This is a genomic window from Rheinheimera baltica DSM 14885 (assembly GCF_000425345.1).
In the GTDB taxonomy this organism is placed as follows: Bacteria; Pseudomonadota; Gammaproteobacteria; order Enterobacterales; family Alteromonadaceae; genus Alishewanella; species Alishewanella baltica.
Map to the genome: position 1 here is coordinate 1 of NZ_AUDG01000037.1, position 24,209 is coordinate 24,209.

21 protein-coding genes are annotated in these 24,209 nt (G+C 46.5%); 16 read left to right on the top strand and 5 right to left on the bottom strand.

Annotation, left to right across the window (positions count from 1 at the left end):
• Positions 1–98: 98 nt before the first annotated feature.
• From H595_RS0112635 to tyrA, 10 genes are all read left to right on the top strand, one after another.
• Positions 99–935 carry a GAF domain-containing protein gene (locus H595_RS0112635; RefSeq protein ID WP_027671541.1) on the top strand — a complete coding sequence of 279 codons (837 nt, stop codon included), beginning with the start codon at positions 99–101 and terminating at the stop codon, positions 933–935.
• Between the two features lie 86 nt (positions 936–1,021).
• Positions 1,022–2,596: a M23 family metallopeptidase gene (locus H595_RS0112640; RefSeq protein ID WP_027671542.1), complete on the top strand. Its 1,575-nt coding sequence runs from the start codon at positions 1,022–1,024 to the stop codon at positions 2,594–2,596.
• Positions 2,597–2,671: 75 nt separating this feature from the next.
• Positions 2,672–3,085 (top strand): ACT domain-containing protein, encoded by a 414-nt coding sequence (locus H595_RS0112645; RefSeq protein ID WP_027671543.1) that lies wholly within the window; start codon positions 2,672–2,674, stop codon positions 3,083–3,085.
• Between the two features lie 144 nt (positions 3,086–3,229).
• Positions 3,230–3,481 (top strand): 30S ribosomal protein S16, encoded by a 252-nt coding sequence (rpsP, locus tag H595_RS0112650; RefSeq protein WP_027671544.1) that lies wholly within the window; start codon positions 3,230–3,232, stop codon positions 3,479–3,481.
• A 29-nt stretch (positions 3,482–3,510) separates the two neighbouring features.
• Positions 3,511–4,038 (top strand): ribosome maturation factor RimM, encoded by a 528-nt coding sequence (gene rimM / locus H595_RS0112655; RefSeq protein ID WP_027671545.1) that lies wholly within the window; start codon positions 3,511–3,513, stop codon positions 4,036–4,038.
• Positions 4,038–4,826 carry a tRNA (guanosine(37)-N1)-methyltransferase TrmD gene (gene trmD / locus H595_RS0112660; RefSeq protein ID WP_027671546.1) on the top strand — a complete coding sequence of 263 codons (789 nt, stop codon included), beginning with the start codon at positions 4,038–4,040 and terminating at the stop codon, positions 4,824–4,826. Before rimM ends, trmD begins: the two co-directional genes overlap by 1 nt.
• Positions 4,827–4,847: 21 nt before the next feature.
• Complete coding sequence (gene rplS, locus H595_RS0112665) at positions 4,848–5,207, top strand: 50S ribosomal protein L19 (protein WP_027671547.1); 360 nt, start codon at positions 4,848–4,850, stop codon at positions 5,205–5,207.
• Positions 5,208–5,264: 57 nt separating this feature from the next.
• On the top strand, positions 5,265–5,879 hold the full coding sequence (locus H595_RS0112670; protein ID WP_027671548.1) for a DNA-J related domain-containing protein: 615 nt from the start codon (positions 5,265–5,267) through the stop codon (positions 5,877–5,879).
• Positions 5,880–6,112: 233 nt separating this feature from the next.
• The gene (locus tag H595_RS0112675; protein ID WP_027671549.1) at positions 6,113–7,171 is read left to right on the top strand and encodes a 3-deoxy-7-phosphoheptulonate synthase; all 1,059 of its coding nucleotides are present in this window, start codon (positions 6,113–6,115) and stop codon (positions 7,169–7,171) included.
• Position 7,172: 1 nt separating this feature from the next.
• Positions 7,173–8,306 carry a bifunctional chorismate mutase/prephenate dehydrogenase gene (gene tyrA, locus H595_RS0112680; RefSeq protein WP_027671550.1) on the top strand — a complete coding sequence of 378 codons (1,134 nt, stop codon included), beginning with the start codon at positions 7,173–7,175 and terminating at the stop codon, positions 8,304–8,306.
• A 72-nt stretch (positions 8,307–8,378) separates the two neighbouring features.
• On the opposite strand, the gene H595_RS0112685 is transcribed toward tyrA, so the two are convergent.
• Complete coding sequence (locus tag H595_RS0112685; protein WP_027671551.1) at positions 8,379–10,817, bottom strand: CapA family protein; 2,439 nt, start codon at positions 10,815–10,817, stop codon at positions 8,379–8,381.
• 145 nt (positions 10,818–10,962) lie between these two features.
• Positions 10,963–11,844 carry an LOG family protein gene (locus H595_RS0112690; protein WP_027671552.1) on the bottom strand — a complete coding sequence of 294 codons (882 nt, stop codon included), beginning with the start codon at positions 11,842–11,844 and terminating at the stop codon, positions 10,963–10,965.
• 144 nt (positions 11,845–11,988) lie between these two features.
• Here H595_RS0112690 and H595_RS0112695 point away from each other — a divergent pair, with 144 nt between their 5' ends.
• From H595_RS0112695 to H595_RS0112715, 4 genes are all read left to right on the top strand, one after another.
• Complete coding sequence (locus H595_RS0112695) at positions 11,989–13,395, top strand: MBL fold metallo-hydrolase RNA specificity domain-containing protein (protein ID WP_027671553.1); 1,407 nt, start codon at positions 11,989–11,991, stop codon at positions 13,393–13,395.
• A gap of 104 nt (positions 13,396–13,499) precedes the next feature.
• Entirely contained in the window at positions 13,500–14,474 is a 975-nt protein-coding gene (locus tag H595_RS0112700) for a tetratricopeptide repeat protein (RefSeq protein WP_037054738.1), read from the top strand.
• A gap of 59 nt (positions 14,475–14,533) precedes the next feature.
• Entirely contained in the window at positions 14,534–14,929 is a 396-nt protein-coding gene (gene gloA2, locus H595_RS0112705; protein WP_027671555.1) for an SMU1112c/YaeR family gloxylase I-like metalloprotein, read from the top strand.
• Between the two features lie 164 nt (positions 14,930–15,093).
• On the top strand, positions 15,094–16,131 hold the full coding sequence (locus tag H595_RS0112715; protein ID WP_027671556.1) for a hypothetical protein: 1,038 nt from the start codon (positions 15,094–15,096) through the stop codon (positions 16,129–16,131).
• 146 nt (positions 16,132–16,277) lie between these two features.
• On the opposite strand, the gene H595_RS0112725 is transcribed toward H595_RS0112715, so the two are convergent.
• Complete coding sequence (locus H595_RS0112725) at positions 16,278–17,432, bottom strand: chorismate mutase (RefSeq protein WP_027671557.1); 1,155 nt, start codon at positions 17,430–17,432, stop codon at positions 16,278–16,280.
• A gap of 177 nt (positions 17,433–17,609) precedes the next feature.
• Entirely contained in the window at positions 17,610–19,955 is a 2,346-nt protein-coding gene (locus H595_RS0112730) for a penicillin acylase family protein (RefSeq protein ID WP_027671558.1), read from the bottom strand.
• A gap of 55 nt (positions 19,956–20,010) precedes the next feature.
• Between H595_RS0112730 and H595_RS0112735 the strand changes: the two genes are divergently transcribed.
• Positions 20,011–20,658 carry a cytochrome b/b6 domain-containing protein gene (locus H595_RS0112735; protein ID WP_027671559.1) on the top strand — a complete coding sequence of 216 codons (648 nt, stop codon included), beginning with the start codon at positions 20,011–20,013 and terminating at the stop codon, positions 20,656–20,658.
• A 24-nt stretch (positions 20,659–20,682) separates the two neighbouring features.
• Here the strand turns inward: H595_RS0112735 and H595_RS0112740 are convergent, their stop codons facing one another.
• Positions 20,683–21,135, bottom strand: coding sequence for a c-type cytochrome (locus H595_RS0112740; RefSeq protein WP_027671560.1), 453 nt, complete (start codon positions 21,133–21,135; stop codon positions 20,683–20,685).
• A gap of 110 nt (positions 21,136–21,245) precedes the next feature.
• Between H595_RS0112740 and H595_RS0112745 the strand changes: the two genes are divergently transcribed.
• On the top strand, positions 21,246–24,206 hold the full coding sequence (locus H595_RS0112745; protein ID WP_027671561.1) for an EAL domain-containing protein: 2,961 nt from the start codon (positions 21,246–21,248) through the stop codon (positions 24,204–24,206).
• Positions 24,207–24,209 lie beyond the last annotated feature (3 nt).

Below are 24,209 nucleotides of genomic sequence, written 5' to 3' on the forward strand. Positions count from 1 at the left end.
AAGCGAATTATCCATGTTGACTGGTATTAAGGGCGTGTTTTACACGAGTGAATATATAACTGAAGAGCCGGATGCGGTAATTCCGCACGTCCGGATCTGTGTGGGGGCGGCTCAGTAATGGGTCGTTCTACCACGATTATCTTAATAACACCAACAATCAGTTACAACAAGTTGCAGCGGCCGGAGCCAAGTTTGCCCCTGGCACTGGCGTGTTGTCAGCACTTTGCCTGGCGCATGGCGAGGGGGTTGTCGGTCAGGCAGCTTTGCACGCGCGCAGTTTGTGCATTACTGATACCAGACTTATACCCAACTATGTTTGTGACGACGCCAGCCGCTCGGCTGAGCTTAGTGTGCCCATTGTGTATCAGGGCGAAATAATAGGCGTACTTGATGCTGAACATGCCCAAGCGGGTTTTTTCGGACAGGCTCAGCAGCAATTCACCGAAGCATTCGCTGCCATTCTTGGGCCACGGCTTGCTAACTTAATTGTCCGCCCACGTATGACAAGCCGCCAGCCGTTTTTTAGCGCTGGCTCGCGTGGTGAGCAACAACACTCAATAGTCGCTGAAAACTGGCTTACGCAGGCGGAGTTCAATAGTACTTTACTGCAGGCATTAAAGCATTTCTACACCCATAGGCGTTGGCAGAGTTTGCCCTTACAACGCCTGGCTTTACTGCAGCAAACTAAGGCAAATACTGCTTTAGCGCAGGGCGCATTGAAGCATCAGCTGGTTGAAGCGATCGCAGTTATGCGTCAACACACTGCAACGGCGTTGTGGGGAAATATCTTACATGCGCGTTACATAGACAAGCAGGACCAATTATCGTTAGCGGACCAGCAGTATATGGCATTTAGTACGCTGCGCCGCCATCAGCAGCTGGCCCAGCAACATTTGCTGCAGCAGTTATGGCAGATGGAACTGTTGTCGCGTTAATTTAAATGAGCACTTTGTTAGCATTTTGTTTGGCCTGGCTTGGTTAAACTGAGCTTGAGTAGACAAACCGCAACAAGGAGGCTCAGATGAAACTGCTTTTATTCGCTACAACATTAACTACCATTGGACTGACTTTGCCGTTACAAGCTGCCCAATACGATTTACCCTTTAAAGGGCAACATTTTGCCGACACAGAAAAAGTGTTTACCCGTGATCATGCTGTAACTACGTCGCAGGAGTATGGCTATGACTTTGGAGGTCGCCGCTACGACTTTGACAATTCACGCTGGACATCGGTAACCACTACACTCGATGCCTACAACGCCAGCCCTACCAACAATAAATACATGATTTACAACAAACCGGTGCACGCAATGCGCGCGGGTAAAGTGGTGGGATGTTGGCGCAATGCACCGGAAAACCCAAGGCCAAAATTGTCAGGGGATTCAGAACTTACTCGCCCATGGCTGCATGCTAATTTTAAGTCCGGTTTAATACCCGGTGGTGGCAACATGTTGTGGGTTGAGCATGACGATGGCACTCGTATGTTATATGCACACATGATACCCGGAAGTATAAGCTCGCGGCTTTGCCCTCACAGTGACAATCTGTTCCCTGCTCCTAAGGGCAGCAATAGTGAGTTTATCTATGTCGGCGTAGAGCCTGCGCAACAGGCTATGATCAGCAAGGGCCAATATCTTGGCCGGGTCGGTAATAGTGGCAGTTCTACCGGGCCACATCTGCATGTACATTTGCAAAATAGCAGTGGTGTTGGCCAGCCAATAGTATTTAACCGCGGTATTGCCACAGTGCCTGATAATACTAAACCTTATGGCGATAGCTGGAAGAGTTTCGCAGGCAGTACTATTCCGCAGGGGAGCCAGCTGATTTGGGCTCCCAGAACGGTAACCACACGTTATGCGCGGCACGCAGTTAAAAGTGAGGCCTATCAGGGGGTGTTTCAGCATCTGGCAGATTCTGGCTTTAAACCAAGCTGGCTGGATGGTTATAATGCCAGTGGCAGTGTGTTTTACAATATGGTGTGGCAACCGTCTAATCTGGCATGGCGTGCCTATCATGGCCGCAGTTCAGCGTCTTATCAAACCGTGTTTAATCAGGCTATAGCAGATGGATATGTGCCTGTTCATGTTGACTCACACAGCAGCGGTATTGGGCCGCGTTACAGTGTAATCTTTGAAAAGAAAGCTCTGGCAACGTTGGCGCGGCACGACCTTAGCTATGCGCAACATGTTGGTGTGATGGAGCAGGCTAAAGATTTAGGCATGCGCCCGGTAAGTGTGTCCGTTATTTCCAGTGGCGGCGAGCGTCGATACACTACGCTGTATCACAAAGCACCGGTAGGCAGCTGGACTTTAAGTTCACAACTATCGTCAGCGGCATATCAGAGCAAAGTGTTAAATGAAAAAGCCTCAGGACGCCGGCCTATATATGTGACGTCTTACCGGCATCAGGGCAATATCAACTACAGTGCGGTATTTGCACAGTTCCCATTAAAAACCTGGGAGGCGCGTCATGGCCAAAGCTCGGCCACTTATCAAAACAACTTTAATAGTTTTACCGAGCAAGGGTTTAATGTTGAAACTGTTGCAGGTACCGATGGTTTGAACTTACAACGCTTTGTCGCAATCTGGGCCAAGTAACCTAAGTTGAGTGGCAGCGCTGGTTTTGGCTTGCGCTGTCTGTTATTTCAGACGACTGATTATTGATGAGAACATATGATACCAACTAGTACACAACACGTTATTGCACAAAGTGATTTTTACCTTGAGCCTGAGCTCTTTTATGTTGCGCAGGTAAGTAAGGTGAACACGCCAGGCCTTCACCGATTGGTGTGCCAGGATGAAAAAGAAACAACAGTGATAACCACCGAATCGGGTCTGGCTGATCTTGATGTGATTGCCCGTAATAAAGAGCACTGGAACCTATTCGTGATTAACTGCGCCAACCCGTTCTACTGTGTCGGCTTCTTAACCGCCATTTCTACCGCCATGACTAATGCAGGCCTGGATATTTTGCTCACATCTACTTTTAGCCGTGATTTGGTATTTGTGCCGCAACAACATAGTGCCCAGGCAACAGAGTTGCTGCTACAGTTGGGGTTTCGCCAGCAACAAGCCATTCCGGCATAGTTGCAGCACCTAAGCCAAAACAGGGCTAAAGCCGCGAAATACCTTGCAATTGTGCTCTAAATCAGTAAAATGCTGCAGCCCTTCAGTCTGACTGGAGGTGTTGTTATTTTTTATAAAACCTGAACGATAAAATTAGAGGGCCTTATGGTAACTATTCGTTTACAACGTGGTGGCGCGAAAAAGCGTCCATTTTACCAAGTTGTGGTAGCGGACAGCCGTTTTGCTCGTGATGGCCGCTTTATTGAGCGCGTGGGTTTCTTTAACCCAATCGCTGGCGGTACTGAAGAGAAACTGCGTCTGGACCTGGATCGCGTTAATCACTGGGTAGCACAAGGTGCTTCACTGAGTGATCGCGTTGCAAATCTGGTAAAAACTGCTGAGAAAGCATCTGCTTAATTAGCAAAAGGTCGTGTGGAGTAGTCAGCTTGAGTGAGAAAGATTTAGTCGTTCTTGGCAAATTTGGTGCAGTTTATGGCATCAATGGCTGGCTGAAAGTTAATGCTTACACCGACTTCCCGGAAGGGATTTTTGATTACACACCCTGGCAAGTTAACTATCAGGGTAACTGGCAACCAATGCAGGTTTCCAGCTGGAAGCGCCATGGTAATGGCCTGATAGCGAAACTGGACGGCGTCAATGATCGTGATCTGGCACAGCGTTATGTTAATGCTGATATTGCCGTAGCAAGCCACGCACTGCCTTCGTTAGAAGACGGTGATTATTACTGGAAAGACCTGATGGGCTTGGCAGTAATAAATGTAGCAGGTTACCACTTAGGTGAAGTGACCGACATGATGGAAACTGGCTCTAACGACGTTCTCGTGGTTAAGGCTAATCGTACCGATGCATTTGGTCAGAAAGAAAGGTTGTTGCCGTTTTTAGTTGATACTGTAATTAAAAGCGTCGATTTAACCGAGCGTCGCATTATCGTAGACTGGGACCCGGCGTTTTAATGCCTGAGAACAATAAGTTGTGGATTGGCGTAGTATCGTTATTTCCGCAGATGTTTGAAGCAATAACGCAATATGGGGTAACCGGCCGGGCTGTAAAGCAAGGTATTATACAGTTGCAATGCTGGAATCCGCGGGATTACGCCACGGACAAGCATCGCACCGTTGATGACCGGCCTTATGGTGGTGGCCCAGGTATGCTGATGATGGTGCAGCCGCTAAGTGACGCAATACGCGCTGCTAAGCAAGCTGCAGGTGAGGGTGTACACACGGTGTATTTGTCGCCGCAAGGCCGCAAGCTAGACCAGCAAGGTGTCACTGAACTGGCGCAACGTTCTAAGCTATTGTTAGTAGCTGGCCGTTATGAAGGCATTGATGAGCGCGTAATAGAAAGCGAAATTGACGAAGAATGGTCAATTGGTGATTACGTGTTAAGTGGCGGTGAATTGCCGGCGATGACACTGATAGATTCAGTTTCTCGTTTAGTACCTGGTGTACTTGGGCATGACCAATCAGCAGAGCAGGATTCATTTGCATCCGGTTTGCTGGATTGTCCGCACTATACAAGGCCTGAAGTGTTATCAGACAAACAGGTGCCATCAGTATTACTGAGTGGTAACCATGAAAATATACGACGCTGGCGTTTAAAGCAGTCTCTTGGGAGAACCTGGCTTAGACGACCGGATATGTTAAATTTCCTGGCTCTGACTGAGGAGCAACGACGGTTACTGGCTGAGTTCCAACGTGAACATCAGCAAGAGTGCCGGACGGGGCAGCAAGAAGACAGTTAATCCAGGTAAAGTGAGATTGTTATGAGCAAAGTTAGCCAAAACATTATCAAAATGCTTGAAGATGAGCAGTTAAAGCAAGACGTTCCAGCGTTCGCGCCGGGCGATACTGTTGTCGTTCAAGTAAAAGTAACTGAAGGTGATAAAACGCGTCTGCAAGCTTTTGAAGGCGTAGTTATCGCAAAACGTAACCGTGGTCTGCACTCTGCATTCACAGTACGTAAAATCTCTAATGGCGAAGGTGTTGAGCGTGTATTCCAGACGCACAGCCCAATGGTAGATAGTATCACTGTTAAACGTCGTGGTGCTGTTCGCCGTGCTAAGCTTTACTACTTACGCGATCGTTCAGGTAAATCAGCGCGTATCCGCGAAAAGCTTAACTAAGCTACTGTTTAAAGGCCGACTCTTGTCGGCCTTTTTTCTTTGTGGCATGGTATTGCTATGACCACACAGCCCGCTCCCTTAGCCGAACCTATTCTTAGCCTGCTTGAAGGCCAGTTACTTAGTATAATTCTGGCATATACCCCTGCGGATCATGTAATCGAAGAGCATTACTTGCTACGGCGATTAGGTCTAAAATTACAAACTGAGATGGCCGTTAGTGAAGATCTCGCGCGATTTCAGCAACACTTTGTGTTGTACCATTTGTTATATCGCATTCAACGGCAGTTGCTTGCACAGCAGCAGGGTTTTCTAAATATAGGCCTGGCCAAAGTGCAATTTTTAGCCATTACACAGGCACCTCAACAGCATAGCGATATTGGCCGGCGCGACTATTATCTGGACTGGTACAATTTCTACAGCATGACAGAGCAATTACTTGAGCAGCAACTAGAGGCGTTTTGGCAGTATGTCGATACACGGCAGACGACATTAAATAATGTGCCTGAGCAGCATGCTCGCAGCCTGCTTGACCTACCAAAAGATTTTAGCCTTATACAGTTAAAGAAAGCCTATCGGGTTAAAGCCTTACTGCTACATCCCGACCGTGGAGGCGATCAGCAGCAATTTATTCTGTTACGACAGGCTTATCAGCAACTTTTGCTGCTTTTTTAGGCTTTATGTGTAAGTTAAATTGTACAGTTTTCAGTGTTGAAAATTAATTGCTCACATCTTGATTTTATTGGTTTAGACTGGGTTGACGCTTAAGGCTTGTATCTTTACTATGTGCAAACTGTATTTAATTGAATACGTGTTGTATTTATAAGTTTACACTTTAGCGCAGCTTAGCAAGGTCAGCGTTTTTACCTATGCTTTATAGCTACAGCACGGCATTGTGGAGTTTAAGCATGAGTATGAAAGTTGATGATTTACGTATTGTGGCGGAAAAGCCGTTAAGTCCGCCGGCAGTGTTAAAAAAAGTCCTGCCGTTGTCAGAGCAAGGCGCAGAGTTTGTGCAGCGGGCGAGAAATGACATCGCTAACATTGTGCATGGCCGGGATAAGCGGTTATTGATAGTAACTGGCCCGTGTTCTATTCATGATCCCGTTGCGGCCATTGAGTATGCACAAAGGCTAAAACAGTTACAGGTTGAGTATGCCGACAGTCTGTACATAGTGATGCGGGTATATTTTGAAAAACCACGCACTACGGTAGGCTGGAAAGGCTTTATTAATGATCCACATTTGGACGACTCGTTCGATTTGGAAACCGGCTTAACCTGGGGGCGTGAGCTATTGCTAAAAATGGTAGAGATGGAATTACCTACCGCCACCGAAGCGCTGGATCCAATAAGCCCCCAGTATCTATCAGACTTAATTAGTTGGTCAGCTATCGGCGCGCGCACGGTGGAATCGCAAACCCATCGAGAGATGGCCAGTGGTTTATCAATGCCGGTAGGTTTTAAAAATGGTACTGATGGCAACTTAAATATCGCATTAAATGCCCTGCAATCTGCAGCCAGTGGTCATAGCTTTATTGGTATTAATCAACGCGGTGAGGTGAGTTTAGTGCAAACTGCCGGAAATCCGGATGGTCATATTATTTTGCGTGGTGGCGCCAAGCCTAACTACGACGAGCATAGTATTGGCGAGGCGCTTGCCAAGCTGGATAAGTTAAATTTACCGCGTGGTATTGTTGTTGATTGCAGCCATGGTAATTCAAATAAAGACCATAACCGTCAGGGTGAAGTCGCACAAAATGTATTGGCTCAGCGTATTGCAGGCAATAAAGCCATTATAGGCATTATGCTGGAAAGCCATCTTCATGCTGGTCGCCAGGACCTGGTTGATGGTAAAGCAGATAAGTATGGCGTGTCCGTTACCGATGCATGTATCGATTGGGATGCCACGGCAAAGCTGCTGGCAAGTTTGCACCAGCAAATGCAACCGGCGGTAGCGGCGGCGTAATATGATAAAGCTCGAAGCACAGCAAGCACTTGCACCTTTACGTGAGCAAATTGACAGTATAGATAGCCAGTTGGTTGCCTTGCTGGCGAAGCGAGCCAAGGTTACTGCTCAAGTTGGTAAAATAAAGCAGCAGTATGCGCTACCGGTGTATGTGCCGGAGCGTGAACAAGCGCTATTAACTGCGCGGCGAGAGCAAGCCGAAGCGCTGGGCGTTTCGGCTGATTTAACTGAAGACGTGTTGCGACGCGTTATGCGCGAGTCATACCAAACGCAAGAAAGTGGTTTTGTTTGCTGTAAAGACGGTGGCGGCAAAGTGGTCGTTGTTGGTGGTGCTGGTGCATTAGGTGCTCGCTTTGTCAGTTTGTTTCGGCGCTCTGGCTATGAGGTTGTTGTGTTGGAACAGCAAGATTGGCCAAATGCGGAATCGCTTTGTTCAAATGCCGTATTGGTATTGATGGCGGTCCCTATTACGCTGACCGTGCAGCTGATTAATAAGTTGCCTGTGCTTGGGGCTAACTGTGTTCTGGCAGATTTAACCAGTATTAAAGCTGAACCGTTGCAGGCGATGCAGGTTAAACACCATGGGCCGGTGCTGGGCTTGCACCCTATGTTTGGCCCTGACATTACCAATTTGGTGAAGCAGGTCGTTGTGGTATGTCATGGTAATCAGGTGGAAGGTTATCAGTGGCTATTACAACAATTAACGGTATGGGGCGCCGAACTTACTGAAAAAACAGCTGCAGAGCATGATAGGGCAATGCAACTTATTCAGGCGATGCGACATTTTTCGTCGTTGGTTTACGGCGTGCATTTGGCTGATGAAAATGCTGACTTAAATGAATTGCTGCAGCTAAGCTCACCAATATACCGGCTGGAACTGGCAATGGTGGGACGTTTGTTTGCCCAAAATGCTGAATTATACGCGGATATCATGCTATCGTCTTGTGATGTCGCGACTTTGCTTGAGCGTTACCAGCAGCGCTTTAGCGTGTTACTCGAATTGCTCAAACACCAAGACAAAGCGGGTTTAATGGCGCAGTTTGGCAAGGGGCAGCAGTTCTTTGGTCAGCTAGCTGGTCAGTTTTTGCACGAGAGTAAGCAATTACTGCAAAAAGCTGCCGATAGCCGCAGTTAAATTTGCCCTAACAACAGATACTGTCAAAGGGCGGCTTCCTTACGGCGGCTTTTTCAAGCAGTAGTCTGATTGTTAGTTATTTTTTAATTTCGCTATAACCTGGCTTAACTTCATAGCATTTGAGCCTTTAAACAACACTATGTCACCACTGATAAGCGCTGAACTGAGTAATTCTGGCAAGGTGGCGGTATCTGGCAAAATTGCGCCCTGAATATTGTCAGGTAGCAGCGGCCATAACGCGGCCATGTTTTTACCCACCAAAAACACTTTATTTACGCCGGCGGCCAAAAGTGGTTTTAGTAAATCGCGGTGCAGTTTCTCCGATTGCGTGCCAAGTTCCAGCATGTCTGCCAATACGGCTATGGCACGACAATCGCGTTGTTGGCTATTTTGATGCTGGGTATATTGATACAGCAATTCCAGGCTTGCTTTCATCGAGGCTGGGTTGGCATTGTAAGACTCGTCCAATAGCACAACGTTTTTTCCTGCTATTTCAATCTCAATTCTTTCGCCCTTACCTGCTTCAGGGCTAAAGCGTTGCAGATACAAAGCATGCTGCTGCCAATTCATTCCCAGTTGCCGCAGCGCGATTAATACCGCCATACTGTTTAACACCTGGTGCTTGCCAAGTTGCCCCATGTTGTAGTGAAACGCCGTACCAAAAACGCTGATCTCAACCTGTCCTGTGGCAAAGTTGTAACTGCGTAACCGAACATCTGCAAGCACACTTTCACCATATAGAATAACCTGAACACTACTATTGCGCGCTTTCATTAGTACAAAATCCAGGCATGGCATATCAGCATTAATAATGGCTGTGCCACCTGCAGGCATGTTGTAAAACAGCGTCGATTTAAGCATGGCAATATCAGCAATATGACCAAACGACTCGGCATGAGCATTAGATAAAGAGGTGAAAATGGCAATATTTGGCCGGACGTAAAACTGGTGATGTTCGAACTTTTGCGACGCCGATACTTCCAGTACGGCATGGTTTGCACCTTGCAGTTTAGTTAGGCTATGTAGCGAGTCTTGAAATAAGTTTCTGTTTTTGCCTTTGGTGACGAATAAGTCGCCGGTGTTAGGGTTAAGCGAAAGCGCTTGCTGTAACATCATAACTGTGCTGGATTTTCCCGCTGAGCCGGTAATGCCTATTAGCCGGCACTGTGAGTAATCCCGCATAAAATTGGCGGCTTTTTTTACCAAACTAAAAGTATTATCTATCACCAGCACGTTAGCGTCGGGCACCAGCGCCAGTAGCGAGTCAGACATGGCATTAGAAACAACGAAGTTGTTATAACCCAGTTGCTGCGCTTTAGTGAGTATTTCAGCAAGGGTTTTATTCGCCTGATTATGTTGCTCTTTGGGCCAACTTTCGTCACGCAGAACAAAAAAACTGTCCGGCCGATAATCATGAAACGAGGAGCTAAAACCTGCGCAAGGTGCAGCAGTCTCACCTTGATAGAAATACAAGCCATCAGCTGCAATGTGAGCAAGCCATTGACTAATACTCAGTCGCTGATTGTCATCCTCTTCATCAACCTTAAAAGGTTGAGCAATAACGGAGTGTTCAGTATCGACCAAGCGCACTTGAAAATCGGTTAGTTTGTTGTCGGTAAGTATTTTTTGCGCGACACTTTGCCACCCATCGCCGTTATCAACCAATGATACAATCAGGCTTTGGGGTGCAGCGCCTAGCTTTTGGTATCGCCCGGGAGAATTAAACACAAAATTACCAATAGAGTAAAAAATCTGGCCAGAGCCAAACTGTTCGATCGTATCGGCTGTGTGGCTACCATGAGCAATAATATAATCAGCGCCAGCGGCGACCATTTCGCGGCACCACTCCTGCTGTTTTACCGTTACCGGCTTGTAGTCAATACCTTGCCAATGTGGGCACATGATAATGGTTGCATCTGGCTCATCGTCTCTAAGTTGCATTAGGGTATCAGCCCAGTACTCGCTGTCTGCATCGGCCACGCCGGCGCTATTGTCGCTGGCAAAAAATCCATAGTCACGGTAGCGCTTGCCAGCCAACATGGCATTGAAAATATAGATTTTTTTAGCGCAATCTGTTGGGTGGTTAATGATGTAAGGTAGGGTGGCGCGTTGTTGGTTTTGTCCCGCACCTATTACGACAATGCCGGCTTGCTCTAGCTGGGTAATCATATCCAACAGCGCATCGGCACCAAAATCCATGCTGTGGTTATTAGCCAGCATCACTGCTGTTACGCCTATTTTTTTTAAGATAGGAATAAATACATCCGGGTTGTCACGTCCAGGATATTGCTTGCCTGCTATAGCTTGCGCCGGCAGACTGCTAAGCACAGCCTCAAGGTTTATAATAACTTCATTGCTGGCATCTAACGCTGGCAATACCTGGCTAAAGAATTCTTCAGGTTGTTGTTGTAGCCGGGAAAAGGCTGCAGGATAGCGTTCACTGGCGCGTTCCAGGTAGTAATACCCCAAACTGGTGTCACCACAAAAACTAATTTTGAAACTGCGAGTCATATCATTCCTCTAAACATCTTGCTTGATATCTTACCCAGCACAGCCGCTGTATCAGAGGACATTTAGTTGATTTCCTCGCGTTTTTGCTGTGCTTTTTTGCGACGCACTATAGCATTCTAAAACCGTTTAGTGGCGTGAAAATGCATTAGGCTTCTAACTGGTAAAAGTCAGTAATTAACTTCCAGGCATGCTCTGGGGTATCAGCGTATTGGATCAGTTCAAGATCCTCCTGGCTAATTAAGCCTTCCTCTACCAGCATGTCAAAGTTAACTAGCCGCTGCCAATAGCTTTTATCATAAAGAATTACCGGTACCCGCGCCGCTTTTTTGGTTTGAATAAGCGTTAATGTCTCAAACAACTCATCCAAAGTGCCAAAACCGCCAGGGAACGCAACCAAGGCACGAGCACGCTGTAAAAAGTGCATTTTACGAATAGCAAAGTAATGAAACTGAAAACATAGTTCAGGTGTAATGTAGGGGTTAGGTTGCTGCTCTCTAGGGAGCACAATGTTTAAGCCAATACTCTTACCTCCGGCATCCATCGCACCGCGGTTAGCCGCTTCCATTACTCCCGGTCCACCGCCACTGATAATAGTCATGTTGCAGTTATCATGGCAGCAGCTAAAGCGGGTTGCCAGGGCGGAAAATTGCTGCGATGCCGCATAATATTTACTGTTTTTCAGCTGTTTTTTAGCGCTGTTTAACGCTTGCTGATGCAACTCGGTATCGGCCTGTGATAGCTGCTGTTCTGCTATCAGCAGTGCCGTTTTTGCCTGGTCTGGTGAGATAAACCGTGCGCTGCCAAATACCACGATAGTGGCATTAATATTGTGCTGTTCTAACACCAGTTGGGGTTTTAAATATTCCAGCTGTAAACGCACATGACGAAGTTCGTCTTGCATTAGAAACTCGTGATCGGCAAAGGCCAGGCGAAAGGAAGGGTTATTTTGTAGTTTGGCAACAGCATCTATTGATTGCTGAGCGGACGCCAAATGGCGTTCGTTTAACTGATGTGGGTTTGTCGTCATAGCAAATCCTTGGCAAGAGTATTCATGATGGTAGCACTACTATACGTAACTCTGTAAAAACGAACAGTTACTTTGATATAGGCTAATCTTTGCTCAGTACAATTGCGTTATAACTACAGTATGTAAACCGACAAGGACTATCCAATGCCTCTTTCTGCTACGCTTGAGTTTATAGGAGCCGCGCAACAAGTTACCGGTTCTTGCTATCTCATCCGTCTTAATAACATGCAAATATTACTGGATTGCGGCATGTTGCAAGGCGCTGATCAAATTCGTGAATGGCATAAGTTTCGCTTTGCTTTTAAACCCAAAGATATTGACCTGGTGATATTGTCACACGCGCATATTGATCATAGTGGTTTATTGCCATTACTGGTGGCGCGGGGCTTTGACGGTAAGATTATTTGTACGCCGGGTACTGCGGAGTTGTTACCGGTATTGTTGAAAGATTCAGTACATTTGTATTTGAAAGACCTGGAATGGCAAAACAAAAAGGCTGCCCGCGCCGGCAAAAAGATACAGGAGCCAGTGTTGTCGGTACACGACGCCGACCGTGTTGCCAAGTTATGTGACCCCATAGGATATAAACAACGGGTTATCCCATTACCTGGGCTTGAATTGGAATTTGCCGATGCCGGCCATATTCTGGGTTCTGCCATTGTTCAGCTTTGGCTCAAAGGCCATAAGGGCATGCGTAAATTAGTGTTTTCTGGCGATTTAGGCAACCCAGCAACGGTGTTGATGTACGACCCAACAGAGATAGGTCAGGCTGATATCGTGTTGATGGAAAGTACGTACGGCAATCGTAATCATCAAAATATGGACATGTCATTGGATGAGTTGGCTCAAGCACTACAGCAGGCCGATAAAGACGGCGGAAACGTGTTTATACCAGCCTTTGCATTGGGCCGTTCGCAAGAAATTCTGTATTACCTTGCGCTGTTGCATCATCAGGGGCGGTTAAAGCAGCGCATGGTGTTTCTTGATAGCCCAATGGCAATTAGTATCACCGCTATTTACAACGATTACCTGCGCACATTGGACCAAAAAGATTTGGCTGCTATCGGCTTTAAACCTGGCATGCAGCTAGAAGATTTACTGCCAATGCTGCGCTGTACTGAAAGCGTTGAAGAGTCTATGGCGATAAACCGTGTTACCCAGGGCGCCATTATTATCGCTGGCAGCGGTATGTGTAACGGTGGCCGTATTGTGCACCATTTAAAACACAATTTATGGAAAAGTTCGAATCATCTTATTTTTGTTGGTTTTCAAGCTTATGGCACTCTTGGCAGGCGTTTGGTTGATGGCGAGCGACGGGTGAAGCTGTTTGGACAGGACATCGTTGTTAAAGCCAAAGTACATACTATAGGTGGCTTCTCAGCGCATGCCGGTCAGAACGAACTGCTGGATTGGGCTCAGGCAATAGGTGGGCAGCCAAAATTTTATCTGGTACACGGCGAGCCAGAATCACAGCTGGTTTTGCAAAATGAGCTTAAAGCACTGGGTATACAGGCTAAGATCCCTGTGAAAGGAGATGTTATCGAGCTGTAATGTAGAATATACAATTTGTTACCTTTGAAGTGTGGTTTGTTATTATGCGCCGACATATAGTTGACAGCTAATATAGATTAACCAAAAGACATACGGACGAGTTGATGCATAAACCTTTTATTCTCTGCAGCGTTTTACTGCTAAGCCATGCTGTGCAGGCAGACAACAGCGAACTGGCAGCCCAGGTTAGCGCACTTTGGAAAACTCAGGATTATACGGCAGCACAGACGCTATTGGCGCCGTTGGTAAATAAAAAAACCAAAGATGCTCAGTTATTAGCATTACTGGGACGGACTGAAGCTGGGCTACAAAATATGGAGGTTGCTGAAGAGCTACTAGAGAAAGCGCTAAAATATAATGCACAAAATGCCGATTATCAGCACTGGTATGGTACAGCCAGTTGTAATTTGGCCAGTTCTGCCAGTATGTTTAGTGCCATGGGTTATGCCAAACGCTGTAAAAAAGCCTATCAGGCAGCACTTGAATTGGAACCGCAAAACCCGCGCAGCTATATCGCGCTGGGTAGCTTTTTAGCACAAGCACCAGGCATTGCCGGTGGTGATAAAGACGAAGCCTTAAAATTGGCGCAGCAGTTAAGGCAACTCGATCCCTTGCAAGGAGCACTGTTGGCATTGAACGCCTCGGATTTATCAGACGATACCGCCTTTAACGCATTGTTAGCGCAAGATGAACTGCTAGCCCAGCGGCCAGAGGCTTATTTACAGCGCGGAATTGCTTTTTCGCGTGCGGACGAACATGTTACCGCTATCACATTATTTGAACAGGCACAGGCCATGGAAGCCACTGATGAAGAAGCGCGCGCAGCTAAACTGCAGGCACTCTATCAAATAGGCCGCTCAGCGGTCGTTGGGAATGTCGATTACAACAAGGGTATTGCAGCATTACAGCAGTTTATTCAACAGCAGCCTGCGGCAGATAACATTGGCTGGGCAAAACTGCGACTTGGCCAATTATTTATTGCACAACAACAACGTGAAAAAGCCATTGCAATATTAGAACCGTTAATGGCGATAACGAAAGATAATCAGTTAAAGGATGAACTGCAAAAATTGCTCTGAACGGCTAAACACACTTAGTGTAAAATGTGAGTAACTTTGGGTAGTTCATTAGGCATTTTATGTTAAGACCAACATTGAAAGCCATTCATCATGTGGCAATAATTTGTAGCGATTACCCGTGCTCAAAACGCTTTTATACTGAGCTTTTGGGCTTGGTTGTCATCGCTGAAAACTATCGTCATGAGCGCGACTCCTGGAAACTCGACCTGGCGCTGCCAAACGGTAATCAGCTTGAGTTATTCAGCTTCCCAAACCCACCACCGAGGCCAAGTAAGCCAGAAGCACAGGGGTTGCGTCACCTCGCTTTTTTGGTTGAAGATGTTGCAGAATTTGTCGCTTATCTTACCAATGAGGGCGTAACAGTAGAGCCTATTCGTATCGACGAATTTACCGGTAAGGATTTTACCTTTTTTCAAGATCCTGACGGTTTACCACTGGAGATATATCAGTGCTAATTACTTTTTGTGAACGGATTATACTTTTACACCATATAGGCACAAATATTTTAACGGCCATATTGCTTAATATTTTGGCCTTGGATATGTTTGATTACATTTTTTAAACCATCATCCCCACGTAAGTTCAACCTTAACAATACATTCTTTCTAAAGGATCAAATATGACATTAAATAGCGTAATGGCAGTGCTCTGTGGCACGTTGTTATTGACGGCATGTGGTGGAGGTTCTGACTCAGGCGATACCGGAACGGGAGGCGGACCAAGCGCTCCGCTTAGTACCGCGTATTATGGCATGTGGCAACTTGATGGTGATACCTATGTGGGTATCTCTGAACGATCGATTACGACCTATGTTAATGATCCTACACAAGGTTGTATGGAAGTAGGCTTGTTTAACATTTTATCCAGTACGGCCAACTCTGTCGTCACTGAAGATGTTGAGACGAGCGAGCGCAGCACATCGCGCTTTGCAATGAGTAGCGGAAATTTGCGGGTAACAGAAGATAATGTAACACTTGAGTTCGTCCCCGGCGATTATCCAGATTTATCTAACGGTTGTGGTAGTGCAAGCAGCGTAAGGAGCATGACATTTTCGCTGGCGCTGGACTATTTGCCTCCTGCGGTCAGCATTAATCGTGGTGTGCAACTCACTGGCCGGGTGGAGTACCAGTATGGTGTGCATTTTGATATAAACCGCAACAATGTTGCGGATGCGGGCGATGTACTTGTGCAGTTACAGCATTTTAAATCAGCATCTGGCAGCGCTGAGGAAACTGCATTGTCCAATCTGGGGGCTAATATTTGGGCAGTGTTTCCGCGAAAACAGGCGCTAGGAACAACAACTACATCCTCAAGTAATAGCGCTAACATGGTTCAGGTTCAACAAAATGATTCTGTGTTGACATTCAACGTTGATGTGAGAACGCACCCCCTTGTAGGATTTATTGACGCCCAGACACCAATGTTTGTTTACACCTACATCAATTATCCTCAGCCCGAAGCCGATGTCATTGCCGGATGGTTGGATGGTCCGTGGAATTGGTCGTCTGAAACACATGAAGATCGCTACCCAGATAGTGGCTTTACCCAACCTAACTTGCACGCCAATATGCAAATGCTGGATGCACCGAATGATTTAATCAAAGGTGAAGCAAAGTGGGTAGACATTAATGCTGTAAGCTTTTCGTTTAGTCAGTAAGGCTATCTAATGTTTCAGGCACACTAACCGAAAATAGCTTCTGTTCGGTTAGTGTGCAGGCGCAAGACTCAAAGATATCCAAATTATCCAAATTATCCAAATTATCCAAATTATCAAGAGTATTGCCAAACCTGGCATACAAAAATTCAGCCTGCATTTACCTGAGTTGGCTCAATATCCTCACTAGGATAACAGCCTAGTACTTTGATAAATTTAGTAATTTTATTTAGCTCTTCTAAAGCTCGCGTCATGGCGTAGTCGTTTAGATTGGCAAAAACGTCAACGTAAAACATTTCTTCCCATGGGTTACCGTTAATCGGTCTTGATTCCAGCTTACCCATACTGATGCCATGCTGTTTCAATACTAATAAGGCATCAACCAGGGCGCCGGGTTGTTGGCCGGTATACATGATAAAGGTAGTTTTCGACGGTATGGCTTTAGCAACAGTAACTGGTTTACGCGCGACGACAATAAACCGGCTAACATTGTCTTTTTGGTTGGCTAAATCACGGGTAAGCACTTGCAAACCGTATAACTGTCCGCCTTCCTCACCACCAATTGCCACAATGGTTGGATCTTGTTGTTGTTTAATGCGATTGAAGGCGTCAGATGAGCTGTCGCAATACTCAATTTTTACCTGCGATAACCCCTGCAGGTATTGGCTGCACTGGGCGATAACTTGCGGATGAGCGCAAACCTGACGAATTTTGCTTAAATCTGTACCTGGCAAGCCGAGTAAGCAGTGGGCAATTGGGTGCGTTAATTCGCCAACTATGGATAACCGGGTGTGCTGCAGTATGTCGTACACTTCGTTAATGCTACCTGACGAGGTGTTTTCAATCGGTAGCAGGGCATAATCGGCGTGGCCCGTTTCTACTGCCTGAACTATTTCGTTAAAGCTGTCACAGCCTTGTTCGATAATCCGCTCAGCGCGGCGGGTAAAGTATTTTTGTGTCGCCCAGTAACTGTAAGATCCCTGGCCGCCGAGAAATGCCACCCGAACAGCCGGGCTGTCGGTGCCGTTAAGCTGGCCCTGAATTTTTGCCTGTTGCTGCAATACTGAATCTTCAATAATGACATGATAAAGGCGGGTAACGTATTGTGCGTCCAGTTTTAGCGGCTTGCCTTGTTCAATTAAAGATACTAAAAGTTCCTGCTCGCGTTTTTGATCACGTATCGGTTTGTTTTGCGCCAGTTTAGCGTCGGCTACAGCGAGTGCAAGTTCACGCCGGCGTGACAGCAAACCGAGTAACTGCTTATCGGTGTCGCTAATCGCGTGACGTATTTCATCCAGTTCCATGTTGTTATCTCTTGTATTGGCAAATTGGCAAAAAAAAACCTCCCTGGTTGGGAGGTTTTCTGGTTTTACTGCGCGCGCAGCTTACCGCCTCCCATGTAAGGTGGTAAAGCTAAAAAAGCTGAGCGCGATAATAAGTATTTTCATGATCTCTAAAATAGTCCGTCTGGATGGCTAAAGTCAACCCTGAGGCGTCAACAACAACTGATATTTTTTTTCTCCGGGTAAAAAGGGTAATGCAACTTCGTTTAACCAATAGTGATGGTCTGCACGGTAAAAAGGCGACAAAGGATGGCCAGACTGACCCGCAGGAATGGTTAAAATACCTTTATGCTCCTGACCTGGCGCAACCACCATTCGTTCTGACTGGCCAAAGCCAGGTAGTTGTACGCGAGGCATGTGCCTGTCACCCTTCATCGGGGTTTGCGGCATATTTAACCAATCACCTAACAGGGGTATTGCTGACGCAAGTGGGTGGCGAATATTGGCTTGATTAACCTGGCCCCAATTACTTTGCGCAATACTGCCGTATTTTTGCTCCAGTTCAGTTTTACTCTGTAGCACAGCTGCCAGTAGTAACTCTTTCCAGCTTGCGTAACCGTAGGGTAAGGTGTCAGTGCGCTGTTGCTGCAGCATTTGCCACATGGGTGTTTCAAGAGAAAATTTCAAATCCTGGCTGCGGGCACCCTGTTTCTCCAGCAAGGCAGAAAGCGATGCGAACTGTAACGTCAGCAATTGCTGGCGAAAGGCACGAACCAGCGTGTAGCCAACAGCATCGACGCTGGCGTTGTTGCTGTTGGTTTGAACGAACTGTCGATAAGACTGCAATTGATGTTCGGTAACCGTATCGTGGTCCAAGACATTTAATAAAAGCTGCTGCCAGCGCTGGAGCATAAAGGCACGATTATCCAACTGAATATGATGTAAATCTTGCTCATTGGCTTGAGGTAAGGCTTCAAGGCCTTGTTTGATTTGCCAGCCTCGGGCACCCAAATCATAACCGCCATTACCTATGATATTGTAAGCATCACCGCCGATCATGCGGGCATTTGCAGTCCATAGGCGGTCTGATGCGCTGTACTGCGGCTGTTGCTCAGCATCGTAGTAGCCAAGCCAGCGTTGTTCACCAGTGCTCCAATCTTGTGCAGTATCAAAATCGCTCAGCTGCCGTTTAGGTATCGGCCCGATAAGGCTCCAGCCAATCTGACCATGGCTATCTGCTACCAACAGGTTTTGTGCTGGCGCACCAATGTGTGGTGCAAGGCGCAATGCATCTGCGACGTTACGGCTGTATTCGAATTGCAGCAGTGAGAGATTTACCGCAATAGCATCATAGGCTACCCAGCGCAGAGCAAAGAGGTGGTTGTCGCCAAAACGCACAACGGGGCCCCATTGTGTTTCTGTCAGCTCCAAGGTTTCGTCAGGCTGGCCAGCAACCTTAATGGTTTCATAGTGATAAATAAAAGGTTGCCAGCCCTCAGGTGTGAGGTAACGTTTGCCATCATCCGAAAGTGTCAGTGTGATTAAGTCATGCCAGTCTGCAGTGCTGTTGGTAAAACCCCAGGCGATATGGCCGTTAGAGCCCGCAACTACTGCGGGGGTGCCGGGTAACGTCACGCCGCTAACGGTATGCAGGTTGCCGTTTTCCCGCCAGTTAAGCTGCGCTTTATACCAGGTGCCTGGCACGCGAATACCCAGATGCATATCGTCGGCTAAAATTGCGCTACCATGCTCGGTTAAAGTACCTGCAACGGCAAAGTTATTGCTACCAATATCGGCACTGTCCATTAAGCTGCAATCATTACATGCGGTTTTCTGCGTTTGCAGCAATTCAGGATAGGCTGAGGTGGGCATCGGCACAGGGTCAATAACACTTCCATCCAGCGCGGCTTGCCAAATATCCGAGTGCTGCTGTAAAAAATCGTACCATGGTGCTGGCAAAGACTGTTTAAGTACTGTCATCGCATAGTCATCGCGACCAACTTTGCTTTGTAGGTCGATATACATGCTATAGATCACTAAAAAAGAATCACTTGGCTGCCAAGGCTCAGGGCTTTGTTGTAACAAGGTATACTCGAACGGCGGCAGTGTAAGAGAAGTTAAGCCTTCATTTACGCCTTTAGTATAAGCACTCAGAAGGTGTTGCTCAGATGGGTTTAGCAATGCCAATGCTCGCTCAGCCCGGAAGCGAAAACGATGACGCCGCTGCGCCTGATCTGTGTTTAATGCCCGTTCACCAAATAGTGCTGACAGCTCTCCGGCTGCGTTGCGGCGCAAAATGTCCATTTGAAAGAAGCGCTCTTGTGCATGCGCAAAGCCCAGCGCGAAGGCGGCATCGTCTCGGTTAGCAGCATGGATGCTAAGATAGCCTAAAGCGTCACGTTCAAGTCGGGTGGTGTTGCTTATATTACTGGTTTTTTCGCCCTCATAAGCGGGTAAACTAAGGCGTAACAGGGTGTACATTAACACTACGATTACGGTTAATAGCCCGATTAAGATGCTAAGCGTCCACTTCCACCAATTCATATTTAAGCTTCTCTGGTATAAAATCAGAAACTTAGCATAACGGAGAGCCAGACCAATGCAACAAAAAGTAAAAGTATGGGATATCGCTGTCAGATTTTTTCACTGGAGCCAGCTGGTTTTGGTCGCGCTGCTTTGGTATACCGGCGAAGAGGGGATGATGGCGTTGCATCAGTTGTGTGCCTTTAGCTTGTTGGCATTAGTAATATCGCGTCTAGTATGGGGATTTTTCGGCAGCAGCACGGCCAGATTTAGCCATTTTTCTGCCTCACCGGCTAAAGCGCTGCGCTATTTGCGCAAACCGTTCGCTGTTGCAGGTCACAATCCTGCTTCGTTTTATATGATAGTGTTATTACTGTTGCTGCTACTGGTGCAGCTGCTAAGTGGGTTGGCTACCTTTGATAACAGTTACCTCAGTGATGGCCCGCTCGTGAGTGTGCTACCTGCCAGCTGGGTTGAGGTAGCATCAGATGTGCACAGCATTAACATTAATATTTTGTTGGCGGCAATTGCCATTCATGTCGTTGCCGCTGTGTGGCATAGCTTACGGGTGCATAATGTTATTCTGACCATGATAACCGGCAAAGACAGTGGGGTATCTGAAGAGATAGTCTTAAAGAAAAACCGCTGGTTTTTTCTACTGTTAACAGCAATATTAGTGTTGTTGTACTGGTGGCAGGGCGCCGCACTGGTGGCGCTACTGTAAACGCACCACCAGTTTGCTGGTTGATTATTCTTTGTATTGTTCGTGGCAGGCTTTGCAGTTGCGGGCAAAGTTGCCAAAGGCTTTACGAGTTTCAGCCTGGTCACCCGCATCTGCAGCGGCTTTTAATGTTGCTGCATCACTGACTAATTTCGCTCCACGGCTATTAAAGTCGTCTAAATTCTGCCAAATAGCTGCCTTGGCATCGCCACCGCCTTGTTCCGCACCTGGCACTGTAAACGCCTCCCAAGGCAACGATGTTAAGGTAGCAAGTGCCGTTGCGCGTTTTGTAACACGTTCAGCGTCATAACTCACTTCGCCTTTTAACATGTCTGCTATGTCTGCCATGTTGTGGCGAATAAGTTGAAAGCTGGCTTGGCGATACGTGACACTGTCTTTCGCGTCAGAAAAGGCACTACCGGCGCTAGCCGAGGTCGAAACGATTGAGATAAAAAGGGCCGTTATTAGTTGTTTTTTCATTGATTCGTTCTCTTTTGTTGAATTTACATGCAATAATGGATTCGTCATATCTTAACAGAATGCAATATCTTGCCAATAATCAATAGTCTTTAAAAATACAGGCAGAGTGAGTGAAGGACGTTACTTTTATTAAACCAAGCGGAATGGATTCACTGGGGCGTAAATTTGCGTTGGTGGTTTTTGTCGCAATTATTATTGCCGGCTTTGCGGTGGGATATACCGTACTGGTAATGCAACAGAGCATTGCGTTGCAGCAGCAGCAACAGGTCACGGAGCAATATGCTCAGCGTTATGCCAGACAGCTGAACCAAGACTTTGTAGAAAAAGAGCAAAAAGCGATAACAGTAAACCAGATAGTCATGCGCGAGCTGGCATCGCAACCACTTGTTGCTGCCAAAACTCAAAAAGCACTGGCAGATGGTAGTTTCCGCTCACAAGATGATTATTCCGCTGCGTTTATTTCTGCCAATGAATATAACCGTCGCACCGCCGCATTATTCGACAGAACAGCGCCGATATGGCAGCAATTGTCGCCATTGGTGTTGCAAGACTTCTTCAATTTTTACTTTATTTCAAAAGAGCAGTTTATCCGCATATCTCCAGGTGACTGGGCCTTGCAGGTAAATGTTGAACATGATTTCAATAACGATTTGTTCTACAGCGTTGCCTTACCTGAACAAAACCCTACCCGTCAGCCTCGCTGGACCCCGGTATATTACGACAGCATTTGGAAAAAGTGGATGACGAGCCTGATAATTCCATTGTATATAAACGATGAGTTTATCGGTGTTACGGGTTTTGATTACAGCCTAAATGACATTATTGAATTATTGCCGCCCACAGACACTCAGTTTCAGAGCCGTGCCTTTTTGTTTGATGAAAACGGCATTGTTTTTGGTGCTTCAGAGCAGCAACTAAGTGCAAATACGGCAATGAATACGCGTTACAGTGGCGTTAAACCAGAGCATGAAGCGTTGCAACGTTACGCAACTCAAGTTGCGGCGACGCCTAATGCAGTGAGTCGGGCTGCGTCTATTACACCTGATCAGCTAATATATGCCGCGCCGTTAACACGGCTAAATTGGTATATCGCGGTGTATACAGAAAAATCTAAAGTACTGGATTCATTAACGGCGTCACGTTCCCGGCTGTTACTGACGTTCTTTATTGTCGCCATATTGGTAGCACTATTTTTGCAGTTAGTGGTGTATCACTTTTTGCTTAAGCGATTAAACCGCTTGTCTGCAGCCATAAATCGGTTGTCTCGCGGGGATTTGCAGCAGGTAATGCTTGATGACAAGCAAGATGAAATCGGGTTGTTGAATCGCGCTTTTGGACGCATGTCTGCCGAAATTACCGAGCTTGTTAGTGGCCTAAATGCGCGGATTGAAGAAAAAGAACAGGCCGAACGTTCAGCGCGAAAACTTAGTAAAGCAGTGTCGTTTTCCAGCTCGGGTATCGTACTAACCGACCAATTCCTTAATATCGAATACATTAACCCGTTTTTAACGGAAATGATTGGCGCCAGTGCAGATGAACTGAACCAGCAACCTGTACATAGTTTGTTTGCCACCGAAATGCATCATGTTGGTGAGGAGATAACTCAAACGGTATTGGCGCGTCAGCATTGGCGAGGTGACATGCTATTGCAGTTCCAGCAACGCCAGCTCTGGGTGTCGCTAGCTATTGCGCCTATTCGCGATGATAAAGGCGATATCAGCAATTACGTTTGTGCAATGCAGGACATTTCGTTTATCAAGCAAAGCCAAAAGAAAATGGAGCAATTAGCCTACTATGATGTGCTTACCGGGCTAGCTAACCGAAGCTACTTCAGAGATCAATTACGTAAAGCGATTGCGATGGCTCACCGGGGGTACTACAACTTTGCCTTGTTGTATTTCGATTTAGACGAGTTTAAACGCATAAACGATACACTGGGCCATGATGCCGGTGATGAGCTGTTAAAAGAAATATCCAAACGCTTGATGGCGCGATTACGTGAAGAAGATACTATTGCCCGTCTTGGCGGTGATGAATTCGCGGTAATATTAAGCGGCATTAAAGATCGTGCTCAGGCCTCAACGATAGCCGCAAATTTACAACAGGCATTCGCTGCACCGGTAAAACTGGGTAATCATGATGTGTCCATAAGTGCCAGTATTGGTATTACCGTGGCGCCAGAAGATGCCTCAGAAGAAGAGTTACTGTTAAAGCACGCAGACCTTGCGATGTACGAAGCTAAAGCCCGTGGAAAAAACACCTTTCATTTTTTCAGTCCTGATCTTAATGAAGCAGCAAATGAACGCTTACTCATTGAAAATCAATTGCGTGAAGCGATTCGTGAGCACCAGTTCTTACTTTATTACCAGCCAAAAATTGATATTCGCGATAACACTATCATAGGTTATGAAACCCTGCTGCGTTGGTTGCGGCCGGACAATACGCTTGTGCCACCGTTGAGGTTTATCGGTGTGGCGGAGAGTACAGGGTTAATTGTACAAATTGGTGAGTGGATTATTTGGGAAGCGTGCCGCTTTTTATCCCGCCAACATAGCCGTGGCTACACCGTATCGTTATCCATTAACTTATCTGTTCGCCAATTTAATGATGACAATTTGCCAGAAATTGTTGAGCGAATTATTAAACGCACAGGGGCCGATCCGGCGTACTTAATTTTCGAAATTACCGAAAGTATGTTAATGGGAGACACCGATGCGGCTATTAACCAACTAAATCAGTTAAAGCGCCTCGGAGTGTCTTTATCTATTGACGACTTTGGTACAGGCTATTCGTCGCTTAGTTATTTAAAGCGATTTCCGGTAGATGAGCTGAAAATAGATCGCTCGTTCGTCAAAGATATTCCTGAAGACCGCAATGACATGGATATTGTCGCGGCAATTATCGCTATGGCACAGAAGATGAATCTTCGTGTTGTGGCCGAAGGAGTAGAAACAGTCGAACAAGCCGATTTTTTAAGAAAAAATGCTTGCTACCAGGTTCAGGGCTATTACTACAGCATGCCATTGGCAGAGCAAGAGCTTAGTCGGCTGAACTTTGTTATTAGTAGTTAACTT

What these genes read in the sequence shown, in the direction of transcription:
- H595_RS0112670 (WP_027671548.1), top strand. Translation starts at nt 5,265, where the DNA reads ATGACCACACAGCCCGCTCCCTTAGCCGAACCTATTCTTAGCCTGCTT.
- H595_RS0112740 (WP_027671560.1), bottom strand. Translation starts at nt 21,135, where the DNA reads ATGAAAAAACAACTAATAACGGCCCTTTTTATCTCAATCGTTTCGACC.
- trmD (WP_027671546.1), top strand. Translation starts at nt 4,038, where the DNA reads ATGCCTGAGAACAATAAGTTGTGGATTGGCGTAGTATCGTTATTTCCG.
- H595_RS0112700 (WP_037054738.1), top strand. Translation starts at nt 13,500, where the DNA reads ATGCATAAACCTTTTATTCTCTGCAGCGTTTTACTGCTAAGCCATGCT.
- rplS (WP_027671547.1), top strand. Translation starts at nt 4,848, where the DNA reads ATGAGCAAAGTTAGCCAAAACATTATCAAAATGCTTGAAGATGAGCAG.
- gloA2 (WP_027671555.1), top strand. Translation starts at nt 14,534, where the DNA reads ATGTTAAGACCAACATTGAAAGCCATTCATCATGTGGCAATAATTTGT.
- H595_RS0112675 (WP_027671549.1), top strand. Translation starts at nt 6,113, where the DNA reads ATGAGTATGAAAGTTGATGATTTACGTATTGTGGCGGAAAAGCCGTTA.
- rpsP (WP_027671544.1), top strand. Translation starts at nt 3,230, where the DNA reads ATGGTAACTATTCGTTTACAACGTGGTGGCGCGAAAAAGCGTCCATTT.
- H595_RS0112730 (WP_027671558.1), bottom strand. Translation starts at nt 19,955, where the DNA reads ATGAATTGGTGGAAGTGGACGCTTAGCATCTTAATCGGGCTATTAACC.
- H595_RS0112715 (WP_027671556.1), top strand. Translation starts at nt 15,094, where the DNA reads ATGACATTAAATAGCGTAATGGCAGTGCTCTGTGGCACGTTGTTATTG.
- H595_RS0112725 (WP_027671557.1), bottom strand. Translation starts at nt 17,432, where the DNA reads ATGGAACTGGATGAAATACGTCACGCGATTAGCGACACCGATAAGCAG.
- H595_RS0112695 (WP_027671553.1), top strand. Translation starts at nt 11,989, where the DNA reads ATGCCTCTTTCTGCTACGCTTGAGTTTATAGGAGCCGCGCAACAAGTT.
- H595_RS0112645 (WP_027671543.1), top strand. Translation starts at nt 2,672, where the DNA reads ATGATACCAACTAGTACACAACACGTTATTGCACAAAGTGATTTTTAC.
- H595_RS0112640 (WP_027671542.1), top strand. Translation starts at nt 1,022, where the DNA reads ATGAAACTGCTTTTATTCGCTACAACATTAACTACCATTGGACTGACT.
- tyrA (WP_027671550.1), top strand. Translation starts at nt 7,173, where the DNA reads ATGATAAAGCTCGAAGCACAGCAAGCACTTGCACCTTTACGTGAGCAA.
- H595_RS0112690 (WP_027671552.1), bottom strand. Translation starts at nt 11,844, where the DNA reads ATGACGACAAACCCACATCAGTTAAACGAACGCCATTTGGCGTCCGCT.
- H595_RS0112735 (WP_027671559.1), top strand. Translation starts at nt 20,011, where the DNA reads ATGCAACAAAAAGTAAAAGTATGGGATATCGCTGTCAGATTTTTTCAC.
- H595_RS0112685 (WP_027671551.1), bottom strand. Translation starts at nt 10,817, where the DNA reads ATGACTCGCAGTTTCAAAATTAGTTTTTGTGGTGACACCAGTTTGGGG.